Annotated in this window: 21 protein-coding genes and 1 rRNA gene; 19 read left to right on the top strand and 3 right to left on the bottom strand. The window is 30.2% G+C overall.

All coding sequences use genetic code 11. The features are described 5' to 3' along the window. Positions 1-15: 15 nt before the first annotated feature. The 17 genes from ACUSRV_RS13380 (at position 16) to ACUSRV_RS13300 (ending at position 20,790) form a co-directional block, all read left to right on the top strand. Complete coding sequence (locus ACUSRV_RS13380; RefSeq protein ID WP_490142475.1) at positions 16-1,356, top strand: NCS2 family permease; 1,341 nt, start codon at positions 16-18, stop codon at positions 1,354-1,356. 208 nt (positions 1,357-1,564) lie between these two features. Continuing rightward, positions 1,565-2,893: an NCS2 family permease gene (locus tag ACUSRV_RS13375; RefSeq protein ID WP_490142474.1), complete on the top strand. Its 1,329-nt coding sequence runs from the start codon at positions 1,565-1,567 to the stop codon at positions 2,891-2,893. Between the two features lie 243 nt (positions 2,894-3,136). Further along, a complete protein-coding gene (purE, locus tag ACUSRV_RS13370; protein ID WP_490142473.1) occupies positions 3,137-3,613 on the top strand; it encodes a 5-(carboxyamino)imidazole ribonucleotide mutase in 477 nt (158 codons plus the stop codon). 5 nt (positions 3,614-3,618) lie between these two features. Beyond that, a complete protein-coding gene (purC, locus tag ACUSRV_RS13365) occupies positions 3,619-4,317 on the top strand; it encodes a phosphoribosylaminoimidazolesuccinocarboxamide synthase (RefSeq protein ID WP_490142472.1) in 699 nt (232 codons plus the stop codon). Positions 4,318-4,331: 14 nt separating this feature from the next. Beyond that, positions 4,332-5,699 carry an amidophosphoribosyltransferase gene (gene purF / locus ACUSRV_RS13360; protein ID WP_490142471.1) on the top strand — a complete coding sequence of 456 codons (1,368 nt, stop codon included), beginning with the start codon at positions 4,332-4,334 and terminating at the stop codon, positions 5,697-5,699. Further along, positions 5,692-6,723: a phosphoribosylformylglycinamidine cyclo-ligase gene (gene purM, locus ACUSRV_RS13355; protein WP_490142470.1), complete on the top strand. Its 1,032-nt coding sequence runs from the start codon at positions 5,692-5,694 to the stop codon at positions 6,721-6,723. The genes purF and purM overlap by 8 nt, the downstream gene beginning before the upstream one ends. Continuing rightward, on the top strand, positions 6,717-7,310 hold the full coding sequence (gene purN, locus ACUSRV_RS13350) for a phosphoribosylglycinamide formyltransferase (RefSeq protein WP_490142469.1): 594 nt from the start codon (positions 6,717-6,719) through the stop codon (positions 7,308-7,310). Before purM ends, purN begins: the two co-directional genes overlap by 7 nt. Further along, positions 7,303-8,835, top strand: a complete 1,533-nt coding sequence (purH, locus tag ACUSRV_RS13345) for a bifunctional phosphoribosylaminoimidazolecarboxamide formyltransferase/IMP cyclohydrolase (RefSeq protein ID WP_490142468.1) — start codon at positions 7,303-7,305, stop codon at positions 8,833-8,835. Before purN ends, purH begins: the two co-directional genes overlap by 8 nt. 10 nt (positions 8,836-8,845) lie before the next feature. Then, on the top strand, positions 8,846-10,099 hold the full coding sequence (gene purD / locus ACUSRV_RS13340; protein WP_490142467.1) for a phosphoribosylamine--glycine ligase: 1,254 nt from the start codon (positions 8,846-8,848) through the stop codon (positions 10,097-10,099). Between the two features lie 19 nt (positions 10,100-10,118). Next, positions 10,119-13,886, top strand: coding sequence for a phosphoribosylformylglycinamidine synthase (locus ACUSRV_RS13335; protein ID WP_490142466.1), 3,768 nt, complete (start codon positions 10,119-10,121; stop codon positions 13,884-13,886). Positions 13,887-14,052: 166 nt separating this feature from the next. Continuing rightward, on the top strand, positions 14,053-14,514 hold the full coding sequence (locus tag ACUSRV_RS13330) for a metallophosphoesterase family protein (RefSeq protein WP_490142465.1): 462 nt from the start codon (positions 14,053-14,055) through the stop codon (positions 14,512-14,514). A gap of 12 nt (positions 14,515-14,526) precedes the next feature. After that, on the top strand, positions 14,527-15,378 hold the full coding sequence (locus ACUSRV_RS13325; RefSeq protein WP_490142464.1) for a DUF5685 family protein: 852 nt from the start codon (positions 14,527-14,529) through the stop codon (positions 15,376-15,378). Further along, positions 15,353-15,802, top strand: coding sequence for a tetratricopeptide repeat protein (locus ACUSRV_RS13320; protein WP_490142463.1), 450 nt, complete (start codon positions 15,353-15,355; stop codon positions 15,800-15,802). The genes ACUSRV_RS13325 and ACUSRV_RS13320 overlap by 26 nt, the downstream gene beginning before the upstream one ends. A 10-nt stretch (positions 15,803-15,812) precedes the next feature. Further along, on the top strand, positions 15,813-16,301 hold the full coding sequence (locus tag ACUSRV_RS13315) for a hypothetical protein (protein ID WP_490142462.1): 489 nt from the start codon (positions 15,813-15,815) through the stop codon (positions 16,299-16,301). Between the two features lie 324 nt (positions 16,302-16,625). Then, on the top strand, positions 16,626-17,108 hold the full coding sequence (gene nuoE / locus ACUSRV_RS13310) for an NADH-quinone oxidoreductase subunit NuoE (RefSeq protein WP_490142461.1): 483 nt from the start codon (positions 16,626-16,628) through the stop codon (positions 17,106-17,108). A gap of 23 nt (positions 17,109-17,131) precedes the next feature. Beyond that, the gene (locus ACUSRV_RS13305; RefSeq protein WP_490142460.1) at positions 17,132-19,009 is read left to right on the top strand and encodes an NADH-ubiquinone oxidoreductase-F iron-sulfur binding region domain-containing protein; all 1,878 of its coding nucleotides are present in this window, start codon (positions 17,132-17,134) and stop codon (positions 19,007-19,009) included. Positions 19,010-19,029: 20 nt separating this feature from the next. Next, positions 19,030-20,790, top strand: coding sequence for an NADH-dependent [FeFe] hydrogenase, group A6 (locus ACUSRV_RS13300; RefSeq protein WP_490142459.1), 1,761 nt, complete (start codon positions 19,030-19,032; stop codon positions 20,788-20,790). A 34-nt stretch (positions 20,791-20,824) separates the two neighbouring features. Here the strand turns inward: ACUSRV_RS13300 and ACUSRV_RS13295 are convergent, their stop codons facing one another. After that, entirely contained in the window at positions 20,825-21,553 is a 729-nt protein-coding gene (locus ACUSRV_RS13295) for an HAD family hydrolase (protein ID WP_490142458.1), read from the bottom strand. 146 nt (positions 21,554-21,699) lie between these two features. Here ACUSRV_RS13295 and ACUSRV_RS13290 point away from each other — a divergent pair, with 146 nt between their 5' ends. Continuing rightward, complete coding sequence (locus tag ACUSRV_RS13290) at positions 21,700-22,791, top strand: hypothetical protein (RefSeq protein WP_490142457.1); 1,092 nt, start codon at positions 21,700-21,702, stop codon at positions 22,789-22,791. A 130-nt stretch (positions 22,792-22,921) separates the two neighbouring features. Here the strand turns inward: ACUSRV_RS13290 and ACUSRV_RS13285 are convergent, their stop codons facing one another. After that, positions 22,922-23,704 carry a hypothetical protein gene (locus ACUSRV_RS13285; RefSeq protein WP_490142456.1) on the bottom strand — a complete coding sequence of 261 codons (783 nt, stop codon included), beginning with the start codon at positions 23,702-23,704 and terminating at the stop codon, positions 22,922-22,924. A gap of 258 nt (positions 23,705-23,962) precedes the next feature. Then, positions 23,963-24,160 (bottom strand): hypothetical protein, encoded by a 198-nt coding sequence (locus ACUSRV_RS13280; protein WP_490142455.1) that lies wholly within the window; start codon positions 24,158-24,160, stop codon positions 23,963-23,965. Between the two features lie 273 nt (positions 24,161-24,433). Between ACUSRV_RS13280 and ACUSRV_RS13275 the strand changes: the two genes are divergently transcribed. Continuing rightward, positions 24,434-24,492: ribosomal RNA gene (locus tag ACUSRV_RS13275) — 16S ribosomal RNA — on the top strand; the annotation flags it as partial.

Raw genomic sequence — 24,492 nt, 5'->3', positions numbered from 1 at the left:
AAGGAGGTAATATAAATGAGTTTATCTCAAGAAAATAAAACCCAAAATGAAAAAGGTATACTGGATAAAGTATTTAAGTTATCGGAAAGCAACACAAATGTTAAGACTGAGGTATTAGCAGGTATAACTACTTTTATGACTATAGCATATATATTAGTTGTAAATCCTACAATACTAGGAGAAGCAGGAATGAATAAAGAAGCTGTATTTACAGCTACTGCTGTTGCTTCGTTTATAGGGTGTCTTGTTATGGGTCTTCTTGCTAATTATCCTATAGTATTAGCGCCTAGTATGGGACTAAATGCATTCTTTGCTTATACAGTAGTTTTAACTATGGGTTATAGCTGGCAATTTGCCTTGTGTGCAGCATTTATAGAAGGTTGTATATTTATATTATTAACTGTAACTAATGTTCGTGAAAAAATAATAAATTGCATGCCAGATGTTTTAAAACATGCAATTACAGCAGGTATAGGATTATTTATAGCTTTTATTGGATTTGTAAACGCAGGTATAATAGTTAGTGGAGGAGCTATAATATCATTAGGTAAATTATCATCTCCACTTGTATTACTTTCTTTATTCGGGCTCATATTGGCATCTGTATTATTAGCGAGAAATGTAAAGGGTGCATTTTTAATATCTATGATAGTGACAACTATCATAGGTGTAATTGTTAGTATAGTGCCTATGCCAAGTAGTATAGTATCATCAGTACCATCCATAAAGCCAGTATTTATGCAGCTATTTAATGTAGATAAAGCTCAATTATTTAGCTTAGATATGGCTGTTGTAGTTCTTGTTTTATTATTCGTTAATATGTTTGATTCTATAGGATTTTTATTAGGTATAGCTAGTAAAGCTAATTTATTAGATGAAAATGGAAAACTGCCAAGAGTAGAAAAGGCCTTATTAGCTGAATCTGTTGCAACTACCACAGCGGCTCTTTTAGGAACATCTACGCTAGCAACAACTGTTGAAAGTGGAGCAGGTATAGCAGAGGGAGGAAGAACAGGTCTTACGGCTTGTGTAGCAGGATTAATGTTCTTAATATCATTATTCTTTGCTCCAATATTTATATCTATACCAGCACAAGCAACAGCTCCAGTACTTATATTAGTAGGAGTAATGATGGCTAGTTCATTAATAAAAATAAACTTTGATGATTTCACAGATGCAATACCGGCATTTTTAACATTTATATTAATGCCATTAAGTTATAGTGTAGCTGATGGAATCATGTTAGGTATAATATCTTATACGATTATAAAAGTCTTAGCTAATAAAAGAAAAGAAGTTAACTTAACTTTAATGATACTATCTGTATTGTTTGTATTAAAATTTATATTTCTTTAAAATGAAATTGATATATATTGGGAAACCTAATATATATCAATTTTTTTATGTGCACATTCGAATTATTTATTGAAATTTGTGAAAAATATTCGTAATTTATATTGAAAATGTACGTATGATATTGTATAATTGAAATATAAACGTTAGATATAATATGAATATTAAGATCATAAAAATAAAAAACGATATTACTAGGAGGTAAACAAAAATGTCTCAAGTATCTAGAACTCAAAATGGATTATTAGAGAAGTTATTTAAGTTATCAGCCAACAATACAAATGTTAAAACAGAAGTATTAGCTGGAATAACTACATTTATGACAATGGCATATATACTAGTTGTAAATCCGATGATATTAGGAGAAACTGGTATGGATAAAGGAGCTGTATTTACAGCTACAGCATTGGTTTCATTTATTGGATCTGTAGCCATGGCACTTATTGCGAATTATCCAATAGCGCTAGCTCCAGGTATGGGACTAAATGCATTCTTTGCTTATACAGTAGTTTTAGGAATGGGATATAGCTGGCAATTTGCTTTATGCGCAGTTTTTATAGAAGGAATAATATTTATTGTACTGAGTCTTACAAATGTTCGTGAGAAAATAATAAATTGTATACCAACAGTTTTAAAACACGCAATTACAGGCGGAATAGGATTCTTTATAGCATTTATAGGATTAGTAAATGCAGGAATAATTAAACAAGGTGGAGCAATAGTTACATTAGGAGATATAAAGTCACCACTTGTATTATTAGCAATATTCGGATTAATATTAGCTTCGATATTATTAGCAAAAAATATTAAAGGTGCATTTTTAATATCAATATTAGTAACTTCAGCAATTGGAATGGCAATAAATATAGTAGGATTACCTACAGGAATAGTGTCGTCAGTACCATCTTTAAAGCCAGTATTTATGCAATTTATGGACGTAGAACAGTCGAAGCTATTTAGCTTAGATATGGTAATAATAGTATTTACATTCTTATTTGTTAACTTATTTGACACAGTAGGATGTTTAGTTGGATTAGCTAGTAGAGCAGGTATGTTAGATGAAAATGGAAAATTGCCTAGAGCGAAAGAAGCATTACTTGCAGATGCAATAGGGACTACAACAGCTGGAGTTTTAGGAACATCTACAGTAGTTTCTTATATAGAAAGTGCTTCAGGCATAGCTGAAGGTGGGAGAACAGGACTTACAGCTTTAACAACAGGAATATTGTTCTTAATATCATTATTCTTTGCTCCAATATTTATAGCAATACCAGCTCAAGCAACAGCTTCAGTATTAATACTAGTAGGCGTTATGATGGCAAGTTCATTGCTTAATATAAACTTTGATGATTTCACAGATGCAGTACCAGCATTTTTAACAGTTGTAATTATGCCATTTGCTTATAGTATAGCTGATGGAATAATGTTTGGAATAGTATCTTATACAGTTATAAAATTATTGACTAAAAGAACTAAAGAAGTTCAAATTTCATTAATTGTACTATCGATTTTATTTATAGCCAAATTTGCTTTATTGTAAACAAACTAATAGTTTAAACTTGAAATAACATACATTATTTAATGTATGTTATTTTTTTATACTCCTATATATAGCGAATTATATTTATTTATTTATAAAAAATATACGCATTTATTGTTGACTATATACGTATAATGTAATAACATATAGTTATAAACGTTAGGAATAAAGCGAACTATAATATTAAAAATTGTGCATATGATTTAAAAAATAATAGAATCAAATTTAAAAGGAGGTAGAAACATGAAAATATCAATAATTATGGGATCTAAATCAGATTATCCGAAGTTAGAAGAAGGGATAGCGCTAATTAAAGAATTTGGAATAGAAACTGAGGTTAGAGCATTGTCAGCGCATAGAACCCCAAAACAATTAATGAATTTTTTAAACGAGATAGAAAATGATACAGATGTTATAATAGCGGCAGCTGGAAAAGCAGCACATCTTCCAGGGGTAATAGCTTCACACACGTTAATCCCGGTTGTAGGGTTGCCTATAAAGTCATCTACTCTAGATGGATTAGATTCACTTCTTTCGATAGTTCAAATGCCTAAAGGAATACCTGTTGCAACGGTAACAATAGATTCAGGGTTAAATGCAGCTCTTATGGCAATTCAAATAATGTCTATAAAATACCCAGAATTAAAACAAAAACTAAAAAGCTATAGAATTGAAATGGAAAACAAGGTATTAGAAGATGATGAAAAATTAAGGGGGTAATTAAAATGAAATTACTATACGAGGGAAAAGCAAAAAGAGTATTTATAACAGAAAACAACAATGAATATATAGTTTATTTTAAAGATGATGCAACTGCTTTTAATGGAATTAAAAAAGATGAAATATATGAAAAAGGTATAATAAACAATAAGATATCTTCTATAGTATTCGAAATGCTAGAAAAAGAGGGAGTAGAAACACACTATATTAAAAACATATCTGATAGAGAAATGTTAGTGAAAAAGGTAGAAATACTTCCTCTTGAAGTTATAGTTAGAAACATATCAGCAGGGTCTATGTGTAAGAGGTTAGGATTAGAAGAAGGAATGCAATTTGAAGAACCTGTATTTGAATTATGCTATAAAAATGATGAATATGGAGATCCATTAATAAATGATGATCATGCTATAGCTATGAAGCTAGCCACTAAAGAAGAAATAGATTATATAAAACAGCAAACTTTTAGAATAAATAATGTTATGAAGAAGTTTTTCAAAGATATGAATCTAAAATTAGTTGATTTTAAATTAGAATTTGGAAAAACATCAGATGGAAAAGTAATACTTGCAGATGAAGTATCACCTGATACTTGTAGGTTATGGGATGCTAATACTAACGAAAAATATGATAAGGATAGATTTAGAAGGGACTTAGGAAATGTAATAGAAGGTTACAAAGAAGTCTTAACTAGAATGGGTTGCTAATAGGGGGAATAAATATGTGCGGTATAGTGGGTGTATATTCAAATAAGGATGTTTCAAAAGAGCTATATTATGCTTTATATTCAATACAACACAGAGGTCAAGAAAGCTGCGGAATGGCTGTATCATCAGATAACGGAATAGAATACAAAAAAGATATGGGATTAGTTGGAGAAGTATTTAAGGCAGAAGAGTTAGAAAAGTTAAATGGTAATTTTGGGATAGGCCATGTTAGATATTCAACAGCCGGTGGAAGTCATGTATCTAATTGTCAACCTTTAGTTGGTATATGTAGAGGGCGAAAGTTGGCATTAGCACACAATGGGAATTTGGTAAATGAAAAATATTTAAGAACAACTCTAGAAGATGAAGGTTTTATGTTCCAAACTAATATAGATTCTGAGGTTATATTATATATACTAGCTAGGTATTATAAAGGTGATATTGTAGAAAGTATAAAAATAACAATGGATTATATAAAGGGAGCTTATTCTCTAGTTATAATGAGCGAAGATGAAATGGTAGCTGTAAGAGACCCTCATGGATTTAGACCACTAGTTTTAGGTAAAAAAGGAGATACTTATATAGTCGCATCTGAAACTTGTGCAATAGATATAATAGGTGGAGAAATAATTAGAGATATAGAGCCTGGAGAAATAGTAGTTATAAAAAATAATGAATTGAAATCTTATAATTATAGGGAAAATTACAAGGAATTAAAGAAAACTTGTATATTTGAGCATATATACTTTGCTAGAAATGACGCAACTTTAGATGGGATAAATGCTTATGAATTTAGAGTTAGGTGTGGAGAAATACTTGCAAAGGAAGACGATATAGATGCGGATATAGTAGTTCCTGTTCCAGATTCAGGTTGGTCGGGAGCAATTGGATATTCAAGAGCTAGTAATGTACCGCTAGCTGAAGGATTAGTAAAGAATAGATATGTTGGAAGAACTTTTATAAAGCCTACTCAGGCTGAACGTGAAATAGGTGTTAAAATAAAGCTCAACCCGTTAACTTCAGTAGTTAAAGGTAAATCTATAATATTAGTAGATGATTCGATAGTTAGAGGAACTACTTCTAAAAAAATAATAGATTCACTAAAAAATTCAGGAGCTAGAGAAGTTCACGTAAGAATAATATCTCCTCCTGTAAAGTATCCATGTTTCTATGGAATAGATACTCCAAATCGCAAACATCTAATTGCAGCTAATAATTCGGTGGATGAGATTTGTAAATCTATAGGAGCCGATAGTCTTAAGTTTATAGATATAGATGGAATTTTAGAAGCAGGAAATAATCAAAATATATTCTGTAAAGCATGTTTCGATGGAAGCTATCCAGTAGAAATTACAGATAAGGGGGAAGATGTCGATGCTTAATATAACTTATAGAGATTCAGGTGTTGATATAGATGAAGGAAATAAGGCGGTAGATTTAATCAAAAATAAAATAAAATCTACTTATGACAGCAATGTAATAGGAGATTTGGGTAACTTTAGTGGGTTATATAGTTTAAAAGAATTTGTAGGAATGAAAGAACCAGTATTGCTTTCTTCAACTGATGGAGTTGGGACTAAATTAAAAATTGCTCAAATGATGGATATACACAATACTGTAGGTGTAGATTTGGTTGCAATGTGTGTTAATGATCTTATATGTCAAGGAGCAAGACCTTTATTTTTCTTAGATTATATAGCAACAGGGCAATTAAAGGCTGAGAAGGTAGAAAGCATAGTAGGTGGAATAGTAGATGGATGTAAACTTGCAAATTGTGCTTTAATAGGTGGAGAAACGGCTGAAATGCCAGGAATGTATTCTAATGGAGAATATGACTTAGCTGGGTTTTCAGTTGGAATATGTGATAAAGAAAAGATAGTTACAGGAAGTGATGTTAAAGAAGGAGATGTATTAATAGGGATATCCTCAAGTGGTATACACAGCAATGGATACTCATTTGTAAGAAAGATTTTTTTAGAGACACTTAAGTGGGATTTAAATAGATATGTACCTGAATTAGGAAAAACACTAGGAGAAACATTATTAGAACCAACTAAAATATATGTAAAACTAGTTATGGATTTATTAAGTAAATATGATATAAAAGCAATAGCTCATATAACTGGAGGGGGACTTATAGAAAATATACCTAGAGTTATACCAAAGGGATTAGGAGTAAGTATAAACAAAAAATCATGGGATAAACCAGCTATATTTAATCTTATAGAAAGTATTAATAACATTGGAGAAAAAGAGTTACACAAGAGCTTCAATATGGGGATAGGTTTAGTTATTGTAGTAAAACAAGAAAATGCTGATGAAATACTGAAATGTATAAACTCTATGGATAAAGGATATATAATAGGTCATGTTACTAAAAGCCAGGTCGGAGTTGAATTATGCTAAATATAGCGGTTCTTGTGTCTGGAGGGGGAACAAACTTACAATCTCTTATTGATGCTAGTATTAAGAATGAAATAAACGGAGAAATAAAATTAGTAATATCTAATAAGAAAGATGCTTATGGACTCGAACGTGCTAGGAAAAACAATATAGAAGCTATATGTGAAGGTGATGAGGAAAAGGTAATAAGTTTATTGAAAGAAAAAAACATAGAACTGGTTGTATTAGCAGGATATCTAAAAATTATAAGTCCTAAGTTTGTTGATGAATTTAGAAATAAAATAATAAATATACATCCATCACTTATACCATCTTTTTGTGGAGAAGGATACTATGGTAAAAAAGTTCATAAAGCTGTCCTTGATTACGGTGTAAAAATAACAGGAGCTACAGTGCATTTTGTAAATGAGAAAGCGGATGCTGGACCTATAATAATGCAAAAATGTATAGACGTTTTAGAAGATGACACAGTAGATACTTTGGCAAAGAAAGTTTTGGATATAGAACATGAAATACTTAAAAAATCAGTTAAACTTTTCTGTGATAATAAAATAAATTTTCATAGTGGGAGAGTGTTTATAAATGAATAAAAGAGCACTAATAAGTCTTACAAATAAAGATGGAGTAGTTGATTTTGCTAAGAACCTAAATAGACTTGGATATGAAATAATATCTACAGGAAACACATACAAAATATTAAAAGAAAACAATATAGATGTTATACAAGTTGACGAAGTTACAAATTTCCCAGAAATGTTAGATGGAAGAGTTAAGACTCTAAACCCATATATACATGGAGGTATATTATATAAAAGAGATAAAGAAGAGCATTTACAAACTATACAAAAACATGGAATAATTCCTATAGACATGGTAGTTGTAAACTTATACGATTTTGAAGGGGCATTAAAAAGCGGAAAAGATCACAATGGAATGATAGAAAATATAGATATAGGTGGGCCAACGCTTATAAGATCGGCTGCTAAAAATTATAAAGATGTAACAGTAGTTGTAGATGTAAAAGATTATAATTTTATAATAGAAAAGCTAGAAAATGGGGGATTAACTTTAGAAGATAGAAAGAGACTTGCGTTTAAAGCATTCTCTCTAACTGGACGCTATGATGCTTTAATATCTAGCTACTTTGCAAATGTACTAAATGAAAAATATCCAGAGTACTTAAACTTAACGTTTGAAAAAGAATGTAATTTAAGATATGGAGAAAATCCACACCAAGATGCTGTTTTATATAAACAAAGCAATGCACAAAATTCTATATTAAATTTTGAACAATTAAATGGAAAAGAACTATCTTTTAATAATATAAACGACTTGAACTCAGTATTAGAAATTATGAAAGAATTTAAAAATGATGAAGAAATAGCTTGTATTGCAATAAAACATACAAATCCATGTGGTGTTGGAATGGGTGTCGATTCTTTTGAAGCTTATCAAAAGTGTTATGAAGGTGATAAAACATCTATATTCGGAGGCATAGTAGGAATTACAGATAGCATAGATGAAAAAACGGCACAAAAAATGAATGAGATATTTTTAGAGATAATAGTAGCGTATGACTTTACAGAAGAGGCTTTAGAAATATTAAAACAAAAGAAAAACCTAAGGATATTAAAGATAAACAATCTAGAAGGAAGTAATCAAAATTATGACTTTAAATATTTAGATGGTAAATTGCTAGCACAAGATAAAAATGAATCTTTAGCACAAAGTTATAAGGTAGTTACAGTAAATGCTCCAACTTCTAAGCAAATAAAGGATATGGAATTTGGACTTAAAATAGTTAAACATATGAAGTCTAATGCTATAGCAATAGTTAAAGATGGGCAAACATTAGCACTAGGATGTGGGCAAACATCTAGAATATGGGCACTTAAAAATGCTATAGAAAATAATATTGATAAGAATTTTGAAGGTGCAATACTGGCATCTGATGCATTTTTTCCATTCGAAGATTGTGTAACTTTAGCGGCTAGATATGGAATAAAAGGGATAATACAACCTGGCGGATCAATGAGAGATGAAAATTCTATAAAGGCCTGTGATAAGAATAATATATCTATGGTATTTACAGGAATAAGACACTTCAAACACTAAGGGGGTCAATATGAGGATTTTAGTTATAGGCAGTGGAGGAAGAGAACACACCATAATATGGAAATTAAAGGCTGAAGACAAGGTAAAAGAGATATATTGTGCACCGGGTAATGCGGGAATATCTAGAATAGCTGAGTGTGTAAATATAGGTGACAATGAAATTGAACGATTATCGAATTTTGCTTTAACTAATAATATAGATTTAACTATAGTTGGACCAGAAGTTCCGTTAGTTAATGGAATAGTTGATAAGTTTCAAGCTCTTGGTCTTAAAATATTTGGACCGAATAAACAATGTGCACAGTTAGAAGGCAGTAAATCATTTTCAAAAGATTTTATGATAAGACATAATATTCCAACGGCAAAATATGGAGAATATATTGATATAAATGGTGCTATAAAAGATATTGATAACTTTGGATACCCTGTGGTTTTAAAAGCAGATGGGTTAGCTGCTGGAAAAGGAGTAGTTATAGCTCAGAATAGGGAAGAGGCATTAAATACTTTAAAAGAAATGATGGAAGAAAAAAAGTTTGGAGAAGCTGGAAATAAAGTAGTTATAGAAGAATACTTAAGTGGAATAGAGACCTCTATACTAGCTTTTGTAGATAGTGACACCATAGTTCCTATGGTAAGTGCTAAAGATCACAAGAGAATATATGATAATGAAGAAGGGCCTAATACAGGAGGAATGGGTACGTTTTCTCCAAGTAGCATATATACTGAGGAATTATCAAGTATTATAAAAGAACAAGTATTACAAAGAACATTAGATGGTCTAAAAAAGGATAAATTAAACTATAAGGGAGTTATATTTATAGGCTTAATGATGACAAATGATGGACCCAAGGTATTGGAATATAACGTTAGATTTGGAGATCCTGAGACTCAAGTTGTACTCACAAGGCTTAAAACAAATTTAACAGATATTATAGATTCTATATTAAATAATGATTTGAAAAATATAGATATAAAATATGAGGATTGTGCTACTGTATGTGTAATGCTTACATCAAAAGGGTATCCAGATAATTATGAAAAGGGAAAAATTATAAGTGATGTTGATTCTGTCGACGAAGATATAATGGTATTTCATAGTGGAACTAAATTAGTAAATGATAACTTAGTTACTAATGGAGGAAGGGTAATAGGAATTACAGCTAAGGGAAAAACTCTTGAGGAAGCAACTGAAAAGGCTTATAAGAATGTAGCAAAAATTAAATTTGAAGGTGCTCACTATAGAAATGATATAGGACTAAAATAAATTAAGGCAGGTGGGGATAATGATTAATAATATAGTAAGAAGAATATTAATAGAAAAAAAACCTGGATTTGATGTTGAAGCAACTGGTCTATATAAAGATATAGCAGAGGGATTAAATATAAATAGCTTAACTAAAGTTAGGATTATAAATAGATATGACATTGAAGGTATATCAGATGAAGTATATAAAAAGGCAGCTATAACAATATTTTCGGAACCCAATGTAGACAATATATATTATGAAGAAATGCAATTTGAAGATAATACTAAAGTGTTTGGAGTAGAATATCTTCCTGGCCAATATGATCAAAGAGGAGATTGGGCTTCTCAATGTATACAAATTGTAAACGATGGAGTACGACCTAATATAAATACAGCAAAGGTAATAGTATTAAGTGGAGATATAACTGATGAAGAATTTAATAAAATAAAATCATATTGTATAAATCCAGTAGACTCTAAAGAAGCTAGCCTTCAAAAACCAGATACTTTAATAATGAGAACAGATATACCAACAGAAGTTAAAATTTTAGATGGTTTTATAGATTATACTGATGAAGAGTTACTAGATTTTATGAAAGTAAATAATTTAGCTATGACATTTGATGACTTAAAACATATTCAAAATTATTTTAATAATATAGAAAAAAGAAATCCTACTATAACAGAAATAAAAGTTGTAGATACTTATTGGTCGGATCATTGTCGTCACACTACATTTTTAACTAATATAAGAAATATAACAATAGAATCAGGGAAATACAGTGACATAGTTAAACAAGCTTATGATATGTATATAAATTCAAGGGAATATGTATATGGCAATCAAGATAGAGATATATGCTTAATGGATATAGCTACTATGGCTATGAAAGAGCTAAGAAAAAAAGGGTTATTAGAAGACTTAGATGTATCAGAAGAAATCAATGCCTGTAGTATAAATGTAGATGTTGAAATAGATGGGAAAATAGAAAAGTATCTAGTTATGTTTAAAAATGAAACTCATAACCATCCAACAGAAATAGAACCTTTTGGAGGGGCAGCTACTTGTTTAGGTGGAGCGATAAGGGACCCATTATCAGGAAGAAGTTATGTATATCAAGCCATGCGTGTTACTGGCAGTGGAGATCCTAGAACATCTATAGAAGACACTTTACCGGGCAAGCTTATGCAAAAGAAAATAACAACAGGAGCTGCACATGGATACAGTTCATACGGAAATCAAATAGGACTTACTACGGGACAAGTTGCAGAACTTTATGATGAGGACTTTGTAGCAAAGAGAATGGAAATTGGAGCTGTTATAGCAGCAACTCCAAAAGAAAATGTTGTAAGAGAAGTTCCGTCTCAAGGCGATATTATAATATTATTAGGCGGAAAAACAGGAAGAGATGGATGTGGAGGAGCTACAGGTTCATCTAAAGAACATAGCGAAGAGTCAATACTTACTTGCTCTGCAGAAGTTCAAAAAGGAGATGCTCCAACGGAAAGAAAAATCCAAAGATTGTTTAGAAATAAAGAATTAGCGCAGATGATAAAAAGATGTAATGACTTTGGAGCTGGAGGAGTTTGCGTTGCTATAGGTGAAATAGCCGATAGTATTGACATAAATTTAAATTTAGTGCCTAAAAAATATAATGGGTTAGATGGAACTGAACTTGCTATATCAGAATCTCAAGAACGTATGGCCGTAGTTGTAAGTCCTAAAAATGCAGATAGGGTTATAGAAATTTCAAAATCTGAAAATCTAGAAGCAACAGCTGTGGCGAAGGTTACAGATAATGGTAGAATGAGAATGTTTTGGAATGATAAAGCTATAGTAGATATAAGTAGAGAATTTTTAGATACTAATGGAATAAAACAAAGCGCAGAGGTTTCCGTAAAATCTCCTTCAGAAAATGTAAAATGTTTTAGAAATAAAGAATATATTGATATAGAAGAAAATTGGATAAATACATTACAAGATTTAAATGTATGTTCTAAAAAAGGATTAGTAGAAAGATTTGATAGTACAATAGGCGGGAATACTGTATTAATGCCATTTGGAGGTAAGTATCAGGCCACTGAAGTACAGGGGATGGTCGCTAAAATACCTGTACTAAATGGAGAAACTAATACATCTACAATAATGACTTATGGATATAATCCTAAAATAGGTAAATGGAGTCCTTTCCATGGCGCTATGTATGCAGTAGTCGAATCTGTATGTAAAATAGTGGCTATAGGCGGAGACTATAAAACAACAAGGTTAACACTACAAGAGTATTTTGAAAAATTAGGCAGTAATCCAGAAAAATGGGGTAAACCATTTAGCGCATTATTAGGTGCGTACTATGCCCAAAATAAACTAGATATACCAGCTATAGGTGGGAAAGACAGTATGTCTGGTACATTTAAGGATATAGATGTTCCACCTACATTAGTATCATTTGCAGTAAATATAGTAGATGCTAATAATGTTATATCTCCTGAATTTAAGAATGTAAACTCTAAAGTAGTAATAATCAATACTTCAAAGAATGAAGATGAGACTTTGGATTTTGATGAATTAAAGAAAAATTTAGAAAAGATAAATCAAATGATAAAGGATAAAAATGTTTTATCATCTTATGTAGTAACTAATGGTGGAATATGTGAGGCTATAAGTAAAATGGCTTTTGGAAATAAGATAGGATTTGAGTTTAATAAAATAAATAATACAGAAATATTTGAGGCTAAGTATGGATCTATAATATTGGAATTATCTAATGATGTAGATATGGAAAGTGAATTAGCATCATATAACTACAAATTATTAGGTATAACTACTAGCGAAAATAATATAAAAGTTAATGATATTTCTATAAACATAGATGAAATTTATAGAAAATACTGTGAACCTCTTGAATCAGTATTTCCAACAAAAGCTGATGAATTAAAAGAAAAGATAGAAAATATAACATTTATGACTAGGAATAACAAAAATTCATCAGGATTAAATTTAAGCTCTCCGAAGGTATTTATTCCAGCATTCCCAGGAACTAACTGTGAGTATGACTGTGCTAGAGTCTTTGAAAAGACAGGTGCAAAAACTAGTATACAAGTGTTTAAAAACTTAAATTATAAGGATATAGAGGATTCGATAGATACAATAGTAAAAGAAATAAATTCATCTCAAATAATAATGCTTCCAGGTGGATTTAGTGCAGGGGATGAACCTGATGGTTCAGGAAAATTCATAGCAACTATATTTAGAAATCCAAAAGTTGCAGAAGCAGTTATGAATTTCTTGAAAAATAAAGATGGGTTAATGTTAGGTGTATGTAATGGATTCCAAGCTCTTATAAAATTAGGATTACTTCCTTATGGGGAAATAAGAGATATAGATGAAAATGCTCCAACTTTAACCTACAATAAGATAGGAAGACATCAATCTAAAATAGTTCAAACTAGAATAGCTTCTAATTTATCTCCATGGCTTTCTAATACCAATGTAGGGGATATACACAGTATAGCCATATCTCATGGAGAAGGAAGATTTGTATGTGAACAAGATGTGATGGATAAACTAATATCAAAAGGGCAAATAGCTACTCAATATGTAGATTTTGATGGAAATGCATCTTATGATATAGAATTTAATCCTAATGGTTCATTCTATGCTGTTGAGGGTATAACCAGCCTTGACGGAAGAATATTAGGTAAAATGGGTCATTCAGAAAGACTAGGGCAAAACGTTATAAAGAATATAATAGGGGAAAAAGATCAAAAAATATTTGAATGTGGAGTAAACTATTTTAAAAGCTAGGTTTTATAAACCTAGCTTTTTTAATTACAATGATATTATAATTTAATCAGTCTATGGATAAATTATAATATCTAACTAATAAACTTGAACGAGACCCCTGCATCTCAAGGTTGTTGGCGGCATGAGAGAAGAAAAATTTTAATTATGAATTTAAGGATGATTAAATATGAAAAAAATAGGGCTTATATCAGATACCCATGGGTTATTAAGAAAAGAGGCTATAGAAAATTTAAAAGATTGTGACTTAATTATTCATGCTGGAGACATAGGAAAAGTAGAAGTTCTTGAAGAATTAAGAAATATATCAAATGTATTTGCAGTTAAAGGAAATTGTGATAAAGATAAAAAGTTAGAAAGTTTGCCATTTAGTCAAATAATTAATATTAATAATACAAATATTTATATTGTACATGATATAAAAACTATAGACATAGATTTAAAAAGAGAAGATATAAATATAGTTGTATATGGGCATTCTCATAAATACGATAAATATGAAAAAAGTGGTATACTATATATAAATCCAGGAGGAGCAGGTCGCAAAAGATTCAAGCTACCTATTACTATAGCTATTTTAAAAATAGAAAATTATAATAATTATTATATTGAATTTATAAATATAAATTAGAAAGGAAATAGTATGTTTGGTTATGTGAGAATAAATAAAATGGATTTAACGTTTAGAGAATTTGACATATATAAAGGGTATTACTGTGGACTCTGCAAAAACTTAAAGGAAAGTAGAGGAAGAACGTCGACTTTGTCTCTAAATTATGATATAACATTTTTAATATTATTGCTATCTTCATTATATAAAACAAAGTCAAGTGTTGTTAATGAACGGTGCTTAGCAAATCCGCTTAAGAAAAAAATGAAAATAACAAATGAAATAACAGAATATGCAGCTGATATGAATATATTACTAACATACTATAAATTAGAAGATAATATTAATGATGATAAAAGATTAAGAGATAAAATAGCATATTACTTATATAAACCTATATTTAAAAAATCATATAGTAAATATACTGATAAATCAAATTATATAAAAAATAGACTAGAGGAACTTCATAAATTAGAAAAAGATAAAGTAAGGAATATAGATGAGGTATCAAATGTATTTGGATATATAATGAGTGAAATATTTAATTATAAAGAAGATGAGCATACTAATATGCTTAAGAATATAGGATTTAATATAGGAAAATATGTATATATTTTAGATGCGTATGAAGACTTAGAAAAAGATCATAAAAAGGGAAGATATAATCCATTTATAGAATATATAAATAATAAAGATGAACTTAAACTTAAAGTAGATAATTTAATGATGTATATATTAGGATTTTTATCACAAGAAATAGATAAACTACATATAAAAAATAATATAAGTATAATAGATAATATAGTATATTCTGGTATGTATTTAAGATATAAAAACATATTAAAAGGAAGTGATAAAGGTGTACAACAACCATCAATACAATGATTTCCGTGCTGCAAGAGATAAGATAAATAGAGGAGATTATAAGGGTGCTTATGAGGTTCTCAATTATATCAATAATAGAAATGCTGAATGGAATTACTTAATGGGTCTATGTTCTATGAATTTAGGATATTATGAACAAGGCGAGGATTATGTAAAAAGGGCACATTTTATGGATCCTAATAACTTAGAATATACTACTAGGTTTAATGACCTAAAAAATACACATAAGGCTTATAGAAGCAGGTCTAATAATTACCATAGAAGTCGTAGAAATCATTACAATGACTTTGCTTGTTGCTGTTGTGCTGATTCATGTTGTGACTGTTGTTGTCCAGGTGATGACTGTTGTGGAGTATGCGGCAAATTATATTGTGCTGATTGTTTATGTGAATCCTTTGGAGGAGACTTTATAGACTGTTGTTAGGAGAAATTTTATGAGTAAAAATATGGCTTATAGTGGTTTGTTATTAGCGCTTAACATAGTTCTTTTAATACTGTCTTTTGTTATACCTACAAATACCTTATTTTTTATGGGATTGGCATCGCTTCCTATATCAATAGTTATAATAGAACAAGGAATTAAATGGGGGATAGTTTTTTATATAGCATCTGGTATACTGAGTTTTTTGTTTATGCCAGATAAATTAAATTGGATTACTTATACTTTTACTTTTGGATTATATGGGATAATAAAGTATTTTATTGAAAGAGATAGAAATCTACTTATAGAATATATATTAAAGTTAGCAATCTTTAATATAATAATAGGTACAGGATATTTCTTTATAAAAGAATTTATTAATATACCTTTCAATATAATTACAGCATTACTTGCCCAGGTAGTATTTCTTATATACGATTATTCTTATAGCTTGGCTATAAATTATTACTATGAAAAAATAAGAAAAAACATAATAAAATAAGATCTTCTAAATAAAAAAGACTACTTCAACAAGTAGTCTTTTTTATGTGTCGTAACTAAGATAAAACATAATTTGAATTATAAGAATACAAATTAAAATCTAAACAATAAGATTTTTTGAAAAATTTATTGTTTTTGCAAAATTTTGTTGTTTTAGAAAGAATCATGTAGTATAATGTATACAAGAAAAGATTCGTTAAATAAATAACTAACAACAAATAACTAATAATAAATAAAATAACTCTATAAACTGAATGAAAATTAAAAAACAGATAATAATTTACTATAGTTAGATATAATTATTAAACTACGAGGAGGGTGTATTATGACTGCTAGAAATGACTTTTTATGTGAAGAGAAGTTTAAAGAATTAGAAGCATTTATAGATAGTTTAGAAGATAAAGAAGGTGCTTTGATAGAGTGTCTACATAAAGCTCAAAGTATATTCGGATATCTTCCTTTAGAAGTACAAAAATTTGTTGGAGCAAATTTAAATGTTCCTACATCAAAGGTATATGGAGTTGTAAGTTTTTATTCATATTTCACGATGGTTCCAAGAGGAAAATATCAAGTGTCCGTATGTACAGGTACTGCTTGTTATGTAAAGGGAGCACAAAAAGTAGTAGATGAATTTAAGCGACATCTTAATATAGAAGTTGGCAAAGTTACTGAAGATGGAAACTTTTCACTTGATACAGTGCGTTGTGTAGGGGCATGTGGATTAGCTCCAGTTGTTATGGTTAACGAAAAGGTTTATGGACATGTAACTCCTAAAGATGTTGCTGCTATTATAGATGAGTATAAATAAAAATAAACATGGAGGTATAGGAAATGGCTAAGATAAAATCCTTTGATGAACTTACTCAGGTTATAGATAAATGTAAGCCTTTACTAGCTTTAAGACATGAAAATAATGATGTAAAAGATAATAAAAAACAATTACTAGTTTGTGGTGGAACAGGATGTCAAGCATCTAGAAGTAAAGAAATAATAGAAAATTTTAATGAACATATAAAAAGCGCTGGAATTGCAGATAGAGTTGCAGTTGACCTAACAGGATGTTTTGGCTTTTGTGCACAAGGTCCTATAGTTAAGGTTATGCCAGACGATGTATTTTATGTAAAAGTAAAGCCTGAAGATGTTAGTGAAATAATAAACGAACATATTATAAATAATAGAGTTATAGAAAGGCTTTTATTCGAAGAACCATCTGAACATAAAAAAGTTCAAAAACATCATGATATGTCTTTTTATAAAAAGCAAATGCGTATAGCATTAAGAAACTGCGGATTAATAAACCCTGAAAATATTGACGAATACTTAGGTAATGATGGATATAGAGCCCTAGGTCAAGTTTTAACAAATATGAAAGAACAGGAACTTATAGATATTATTAAGAATTCTGGGCTTAGAGGTAGAGGTGGAGCAGGATTTCCAACAGGATTAAAATGGGAATTTGCATATAAAAATAAATCCGACAAGAAATATGTAGTTTGTAATGCAGACGAAGGAGATCCAGGTGCATTCATGGATAGATCTATATTAGAGGGAGATCCACATTCTATTATCGAAGCTATGGCTCTTTGTGGGTATGCTATAGGGGCAGATGAAGGCAAAGTGTATATACGTGCAGAATATCCATTGGCGATAAATCGTTTGAAAATAGCTATAAAACAAGCTAAAGAATATGGATTATTAGGTGAAAACATATTAGGAACAGGATTTAATTTTAAGATAGATATAAAATATGGAGCTGGAGCATTTGTTTGTGGAGAAGAAACTGCATTAATACACTCTATGGAAGGTGAAAGAGGGGAACCATCTAGCAAGCCTCCATTTCCAGCAGAACAGGGATATAAAGGCAAACCTACAAATGTAAACAATGTAGAAACTTTAGCAAATATTCCTGAAATAATATTAAAAGGTGCAGAATGGTTTAAGTCTATAGGGACAGAAAAATCATCAGGCACAAAGGTTTTTGCACTAGCAGGTAAAATAAATAATATAGGCCTTGTAGAAGTACCTATGGGAACAACTTTAAGAGATGTAATATTTGATATAGGTGGAGGAATACCGGATGGCAAGAAATTTAAAGCAGTACAAACAGGAGGGCCATCTGGAGGGTGTTTAACAGAAAAGGATTTGGATACACCAATAGATTTTGATACATTAGTATCTAAAGGTTCTATGATGGGATCAGGTGGTATGATAGTTATGGATGAAGATGACTGCATGCCAAGTATTGCTAAGTTCTATCTAGAGTTTATAGAAGAAGAATCTTGTGGTAAATGTACTCCTTGTAGAGTAGGTACTAGAAGGCTATCTAAAATGTTAGATAAGATAACAGAAGGCAATGGTACAATGGAAGATCTTAAAAAACTTAAAGATTTGTCACAAGTTATAATAAAGACGTCTTTATGTGGATTAGGACAAACAGCTCCAAATCCAATATTGTCTACCATTAGAGAATTTGAAGAAGAATATATAGCTCATATAAGAGATCATAAGTGTCCAGCGGGACAATGTACTAACTTATTAAAGTATGAAACACTAGAGACGTGTATAGGGTGTACAGCTTGTGCTAGAATATGTCCAACAGGTGCTATATCTGGAGAAGTTAAGAAAACGCATATTATAGATCAAGATAAGTGTATAAAATGTGGTGCATGTATAGATAAATGTAAGTTCTCTGCTATTACAAGAGGATAGTCTAAAGGAGGGCAATAGGAATGAAAAAATTTAAAGTAACTATAGATGGAAGAGAAGTAAAAGTGCCGATGGGTACAACTATATTAGATGCAGCAAAAAAAGTAGAAATAAATATACCAACTCTTTGTCATCTAAACTTACACAACATAAAATTAGTAAATAACAGTGCTTCATGTAGAATCTGTGTTGTGCATGTTGAAGGAAGAAAAACTCTAGTGCCAGCGTGTGCAACTCCAGTTCAGGATGGAATGGTTATAAAAACCAATACAATGGAAGTTATGAATGCAAGAAATACAGTTTTAGAATTATTATTATCTAATCATCCAAAAGATTGCTTAACATGTTCTAAGTCAGGAGAATGTGAACTTCAATATCTATCACAACAACTTGGGGTAACACAGGTAAGATACGACGAAGGCGGAAGGATGGAATTTAGAAAAGAGTTTTCATCATCAATAATAAGAGACATGGAAAAGTGCATAATGTGTAGAAGATGCGAAACTATGTGTAACAAAGTTCAAACTGTTGGAGCGCTATCTGCTATAAATAGAGGATTTAGCTCAGCCATAGCACCTGCATTTGAAGTAAATTTAGACGATTCAGTATGCGTTCACTGTGGACAGTGTGTTTCTGTATGTCCTGTTGGTGCGTTAAGTGAAAATAGCCATATTATGAGAGCTATACAAGATTTAGCAGATCCAGAAAAGGTTGTTGTAGTTCAAACAGCACCAGCAGTAAGAGCAGCTTTAGGTGAAGAATTTGGCATGAAACCAGGGACTTTAGTAACGGGTAAGATGGTAGCCGCTCTAAGGAATTTAGGATTTAATTATGTATTTGACACAGATTTCGCTGCAGATGTAACAATAATGGAAGAAGGCGCAGAATTACTTGGTAGGTTAGATAAGTTTTTAAAAGGAGATGAAACTAAACTTCCTATATTAACATCTTGTTGTCCAGCATGGGTAAACTTTTTTGAAAGTCAATTTCCAGACTTATTAAATATACCATCGACAGCAAGATCTCCTCAACAAATGTTTGGATCTATTGCTAAAACTTATTTTGCTGAAAAGTTAAAAATAGATAGAGAAAAAATGGTAGTTGTATCTATAATGCCATGTTTGGCTAAAAAGTTTGAATGTTCAAGAGAGGAATTTTCAGTGGATGGAAATCCTGATGTTGATTATTCTATATCAACTAGAGAATTAGCTCAGTTGATAAAAATGGCTAATATAAATTTCCGTGAATTAAAAGATGAAGATTTTGATAAACCACTAGGAGAGTCAACTGGTGCTGCTGTTATATTTGGCCAAACAGGTGGGGTCGCTGAGGCTGCATTAAGAACAGCATATGAAGTATATACGGGTAAAAGCTTAAAAAAGGTTGAATTTGAATCCGTAAGAGGCTTAGACGGTATAAGAGTTTCAACTGTAGATTTTGGAGATTTACAAATAAACGTCGGAATATCTCATGGTCTAGGTAATGCAAGAACATTATTAGAAGAAATAAGAAATGGAAATCCTCGTAATTTACATGTTATAGAAATAATGGCATGTCCTGGAGGATGTGTAGGTGGTGGAGGTCAACCATTCTACAATAACAATATAGATATAGTTGCTAAACGTAGAGAAGCATTATTAAAAGAAGATGATAATAAGCATATAAGAAAATCACATGAAAATCCAGCGGTAATAGAGTTATACGAAACATTTTTAGGAAAACCAATGAGTGAAAAAGCTCATCATTTACTGCATACATCATATTCTCCTAAAGATAAACTATAAGAATAAAGGTGTGCAAAATGCACACCTTTATTTTTTATATATCATATATACTTATATTTGTAGGTAATTCATATATTATATCTTTTCTTTCAACTATGATTTTAGCAGTATTAGATATAATAGGGTCGTTATTTATATTTGCAAGTAGTTCTTTTGTAGGGTTTATAGCAACAGGATTTCCAACCCTTCTTAACATATTTATATCTCCATTTGTATCTCCATAAGCATAGGATTTAGATAAGTCTATATTATATTTTTCGATAAATTTATCAATTGCTACATTTTTACTTGCTGAATCCCACATTGGGATAACTGTACCATTAAATACTCCATTCTCAAGGATATACTGGCTTCCTATACGATCTGTTACATTGTACTTTTGTGCCATTTTGTTTACCAAAAAATCTGGACTTCCAGATATAAATATAACTATATGACCTTGGTCCTTATGCCACTGTATTTGAGATCTAGTATATTTATATACTCTATCTGCTCTTAACTTTATAACCTGTTCGCTAGTAAATTCTATACAGGACTTATCTAATCCTATAATAGATTTTACATATATATCGCATATTTCAAGAAGATAGTCATCGTAATTCCCTTGTCTTTTATCCCAATTCAAAAATGTATCCTTGGCATGTTCATGCCACAGTTTGGGGTCAATTATTTCATACCTTATCAATTTTTTGAAATGTTCTACCATGAGGGAATCTCTATATAATGTTCCATCTATATCAAAGAAAGCTGCTATTTTTTTCATTTAAAATCACCTCAGATTAATAGTTTAATACATTATATTATAAATTTATCCAATTTTGTTAATATATATCATATAAATTTATAATTATTTTTAGATAAATTTGATAGTATATTAATATAGTATGTACAGATAAAGGAAGTGGTACAATGAAATTTATGTATGCAAAAATAACTAATTCTAGGCTAATGGGAAGTATGGGACTTATAATATCTTGGGATAAAGGTGGACATGCTTATAATCAATATTTTTTATTAGATGCTGAAGGAATAGGAATAGCAGATTATGTTAGCTTAGAAAATGCCAGCGAACATAAACTATACATGGAACAAGAACGTTTAATGGGTGGCCTTGGAGCCGATAGAATTTATATATCTAAAGAAGAGGCGTTGTTTTTAGTTAATCACTTTGGAAATAAAACAATCATATATGATAAGGAATTGCCAGGTCAAATAGAGGAATATAGTTATATAATAGAAGAATATAAGTCAGATATAACATTTGAACATATATTTCCTAAGTTATGTAAAGCTATTGAAACTGATATAGAGTTTATAAATTATATGACCATGAGATTTATAGCAAGAGATAAAGAGGCTTTACGATATTTTTCTGTTAATAAAGATATAGCTAATATGCACATAACTAATATAAATGGAGTATTGTTAAAAAATAAGGTTATATCAAAAGAAAATAATAAATATATATGTGAATCTATGTATGAAGATAATGATGGATATTATAAGTGCAAACTGGCATTTAATATAGATATAATAGATGAAGAATATAAAATAAGATCGTTGATAGTTGTTGATAGAGAATATGTAGATCATATATATGTTTTAGATGAAATGATAAAAAATGAATACCTAGTTGTATACAATATAAATAATCAAAACCGATTTTCAGATAAATTTTATAATGATAATCCTTTTACCCTGAAAAGTAGTCTAGAAAATGGAGTATTATTTACTAGATTTAATTTCAATAATAATCATGTGCAAAAAGATACATATTTAATTAGTGATGATATAAAGTCACTTTATTATGTAACAAATGATAAATTCTTAGTTGCTAGTTATAATGAAAGAGACAAAATATATATAGATAAGATATTAAATGTCAAATACGAGAATTATATAAAAAAAGAAAATGAATATTTATTTGAGGGGAGTATGTTATATGAATTTGTAGAATCTCAAGAAAATGATTTTTATAATTTTATAGACAAAAACCTATAAAGCCGTGATTAATATCACGGCTTTATCTATTGGTATTTATAATATTGGGGGAATATTATGAAGAATACATATGTTATTATTAACCGATATTATAAATATATACATTAATTTAGAAATTTTTTAGAACTTTTTACATTTCCTCTTCGTCTTGTTCTTCCATATTTATGTTTGGCATCATATTCATATTTGGAGGCATCATGTTTGGCATCATATTCATATTAGGCATATTAGATGGCATTCCAAATGGTGCCCCACCCGACCCAGACATACAGTTAAACCAAGAAGGATTTAGACCCATCATATTATATAACATGGCTGGATGCATGAAAGGTTGCATCATAAAAGGATTACCCATAGGTTGTTGCATCGTCATTTCGTTCATATCCATATTAGGCATAGGCATTTGCATACCAGGCATCTGCATGTTCATATTTGGCATCATATCCATATTAGGCATAGGCATTTGCATACCAGGCATCTGCATGTTCATATTTGGCATCATATCCATATTAGGCATAGGCATTTGCATACCAGGCATCTGCATGCTCATATTTGGAGCCATATCCATATTAGGCATAGGCATTTGCATACCAGGCATCTGCATGCTCATATTTGGAACCATATTCATGTTAGGCATAGGCATTTGCATACCAGGCATCTGCATATTTACATGTTGAGCCATATTAGGCATTGGTTGCATCATGTAAGGGTTCATATACATCATATAAGGATTCATCATCATGTTATGCATTACTGCGTCGTCCATATCCATATCTTGGTGCGTATCCATATCCATCATAGGATTCATCATATTATACATCATAGGATTTATATAAGGCATTGGATACATGTAATTATTATCGCTGTACATATTATTATAATTGCAATTCATGTACTTTTTATCACACTTCATATTAATATTACCTCCCAAAAAAAATTTAAGTACTTATGCAAAGCCTTTATAATATATATATTAATTTAAGGAATATTATGTGCATGTTTTTATGTAATTTTAATGTACTTTGAGATTTTGTATAGGTTATGGGTAAATATTTGATTATAAAATTAATCGACCTGTTATAACAGGTCGATTTTTATTTCTAGATATGAATATTTCTCGGGAAATATGTCTTTAAAAATGAAAATTTAACACGAAATGTCAAATGAAATGCTATTTTGAAGTATTATGAGTGTCGTTTTCTACAGGTGCATCGTAAAAATGAGATGGATCTATATAATCTACATCTTTTTTCATATCAAGAGGCATAACTGAAGAGTCTCTTAGTTCTCTTGACCAATCTTTATATTGGTCAACGTCTATAGTCTTTTCTAATTGAACACCAGCATTTTTAGCTTTTAAATGTTTCATTTTAAAACCTCCTAAGAATTATTTATATATATTATTTGTAAAAAAGTTTTTTGTATCCAAGAAAAAAATTCAAAAAAATATTGACGGATATAAAATAGCATGTTATAGTATTACTTGTCCTCGAGAAAAGGATAAAGAAGTTAAAAAATAAGTTGACAAAACAATTTATAAATGATAATATAATACTTGTCCTCGAAAAGGGCAAAAAATTGAACTTTGAAAATTAAACAGTAGGATAATTAAACACCATTTATTTAAAAGTAATGCCAAGTTTATCATGAGAGTTTGATCCTGGCTCAGGATGAACGCTGGCGGCGTGCCTAACACATGCA

This window comes from Sporacetigenium sp. TC11 (assembly GCF_058146105.1).
This window is presented reverse-complemented; position numbering and strand designations above follow the sequence as displayed.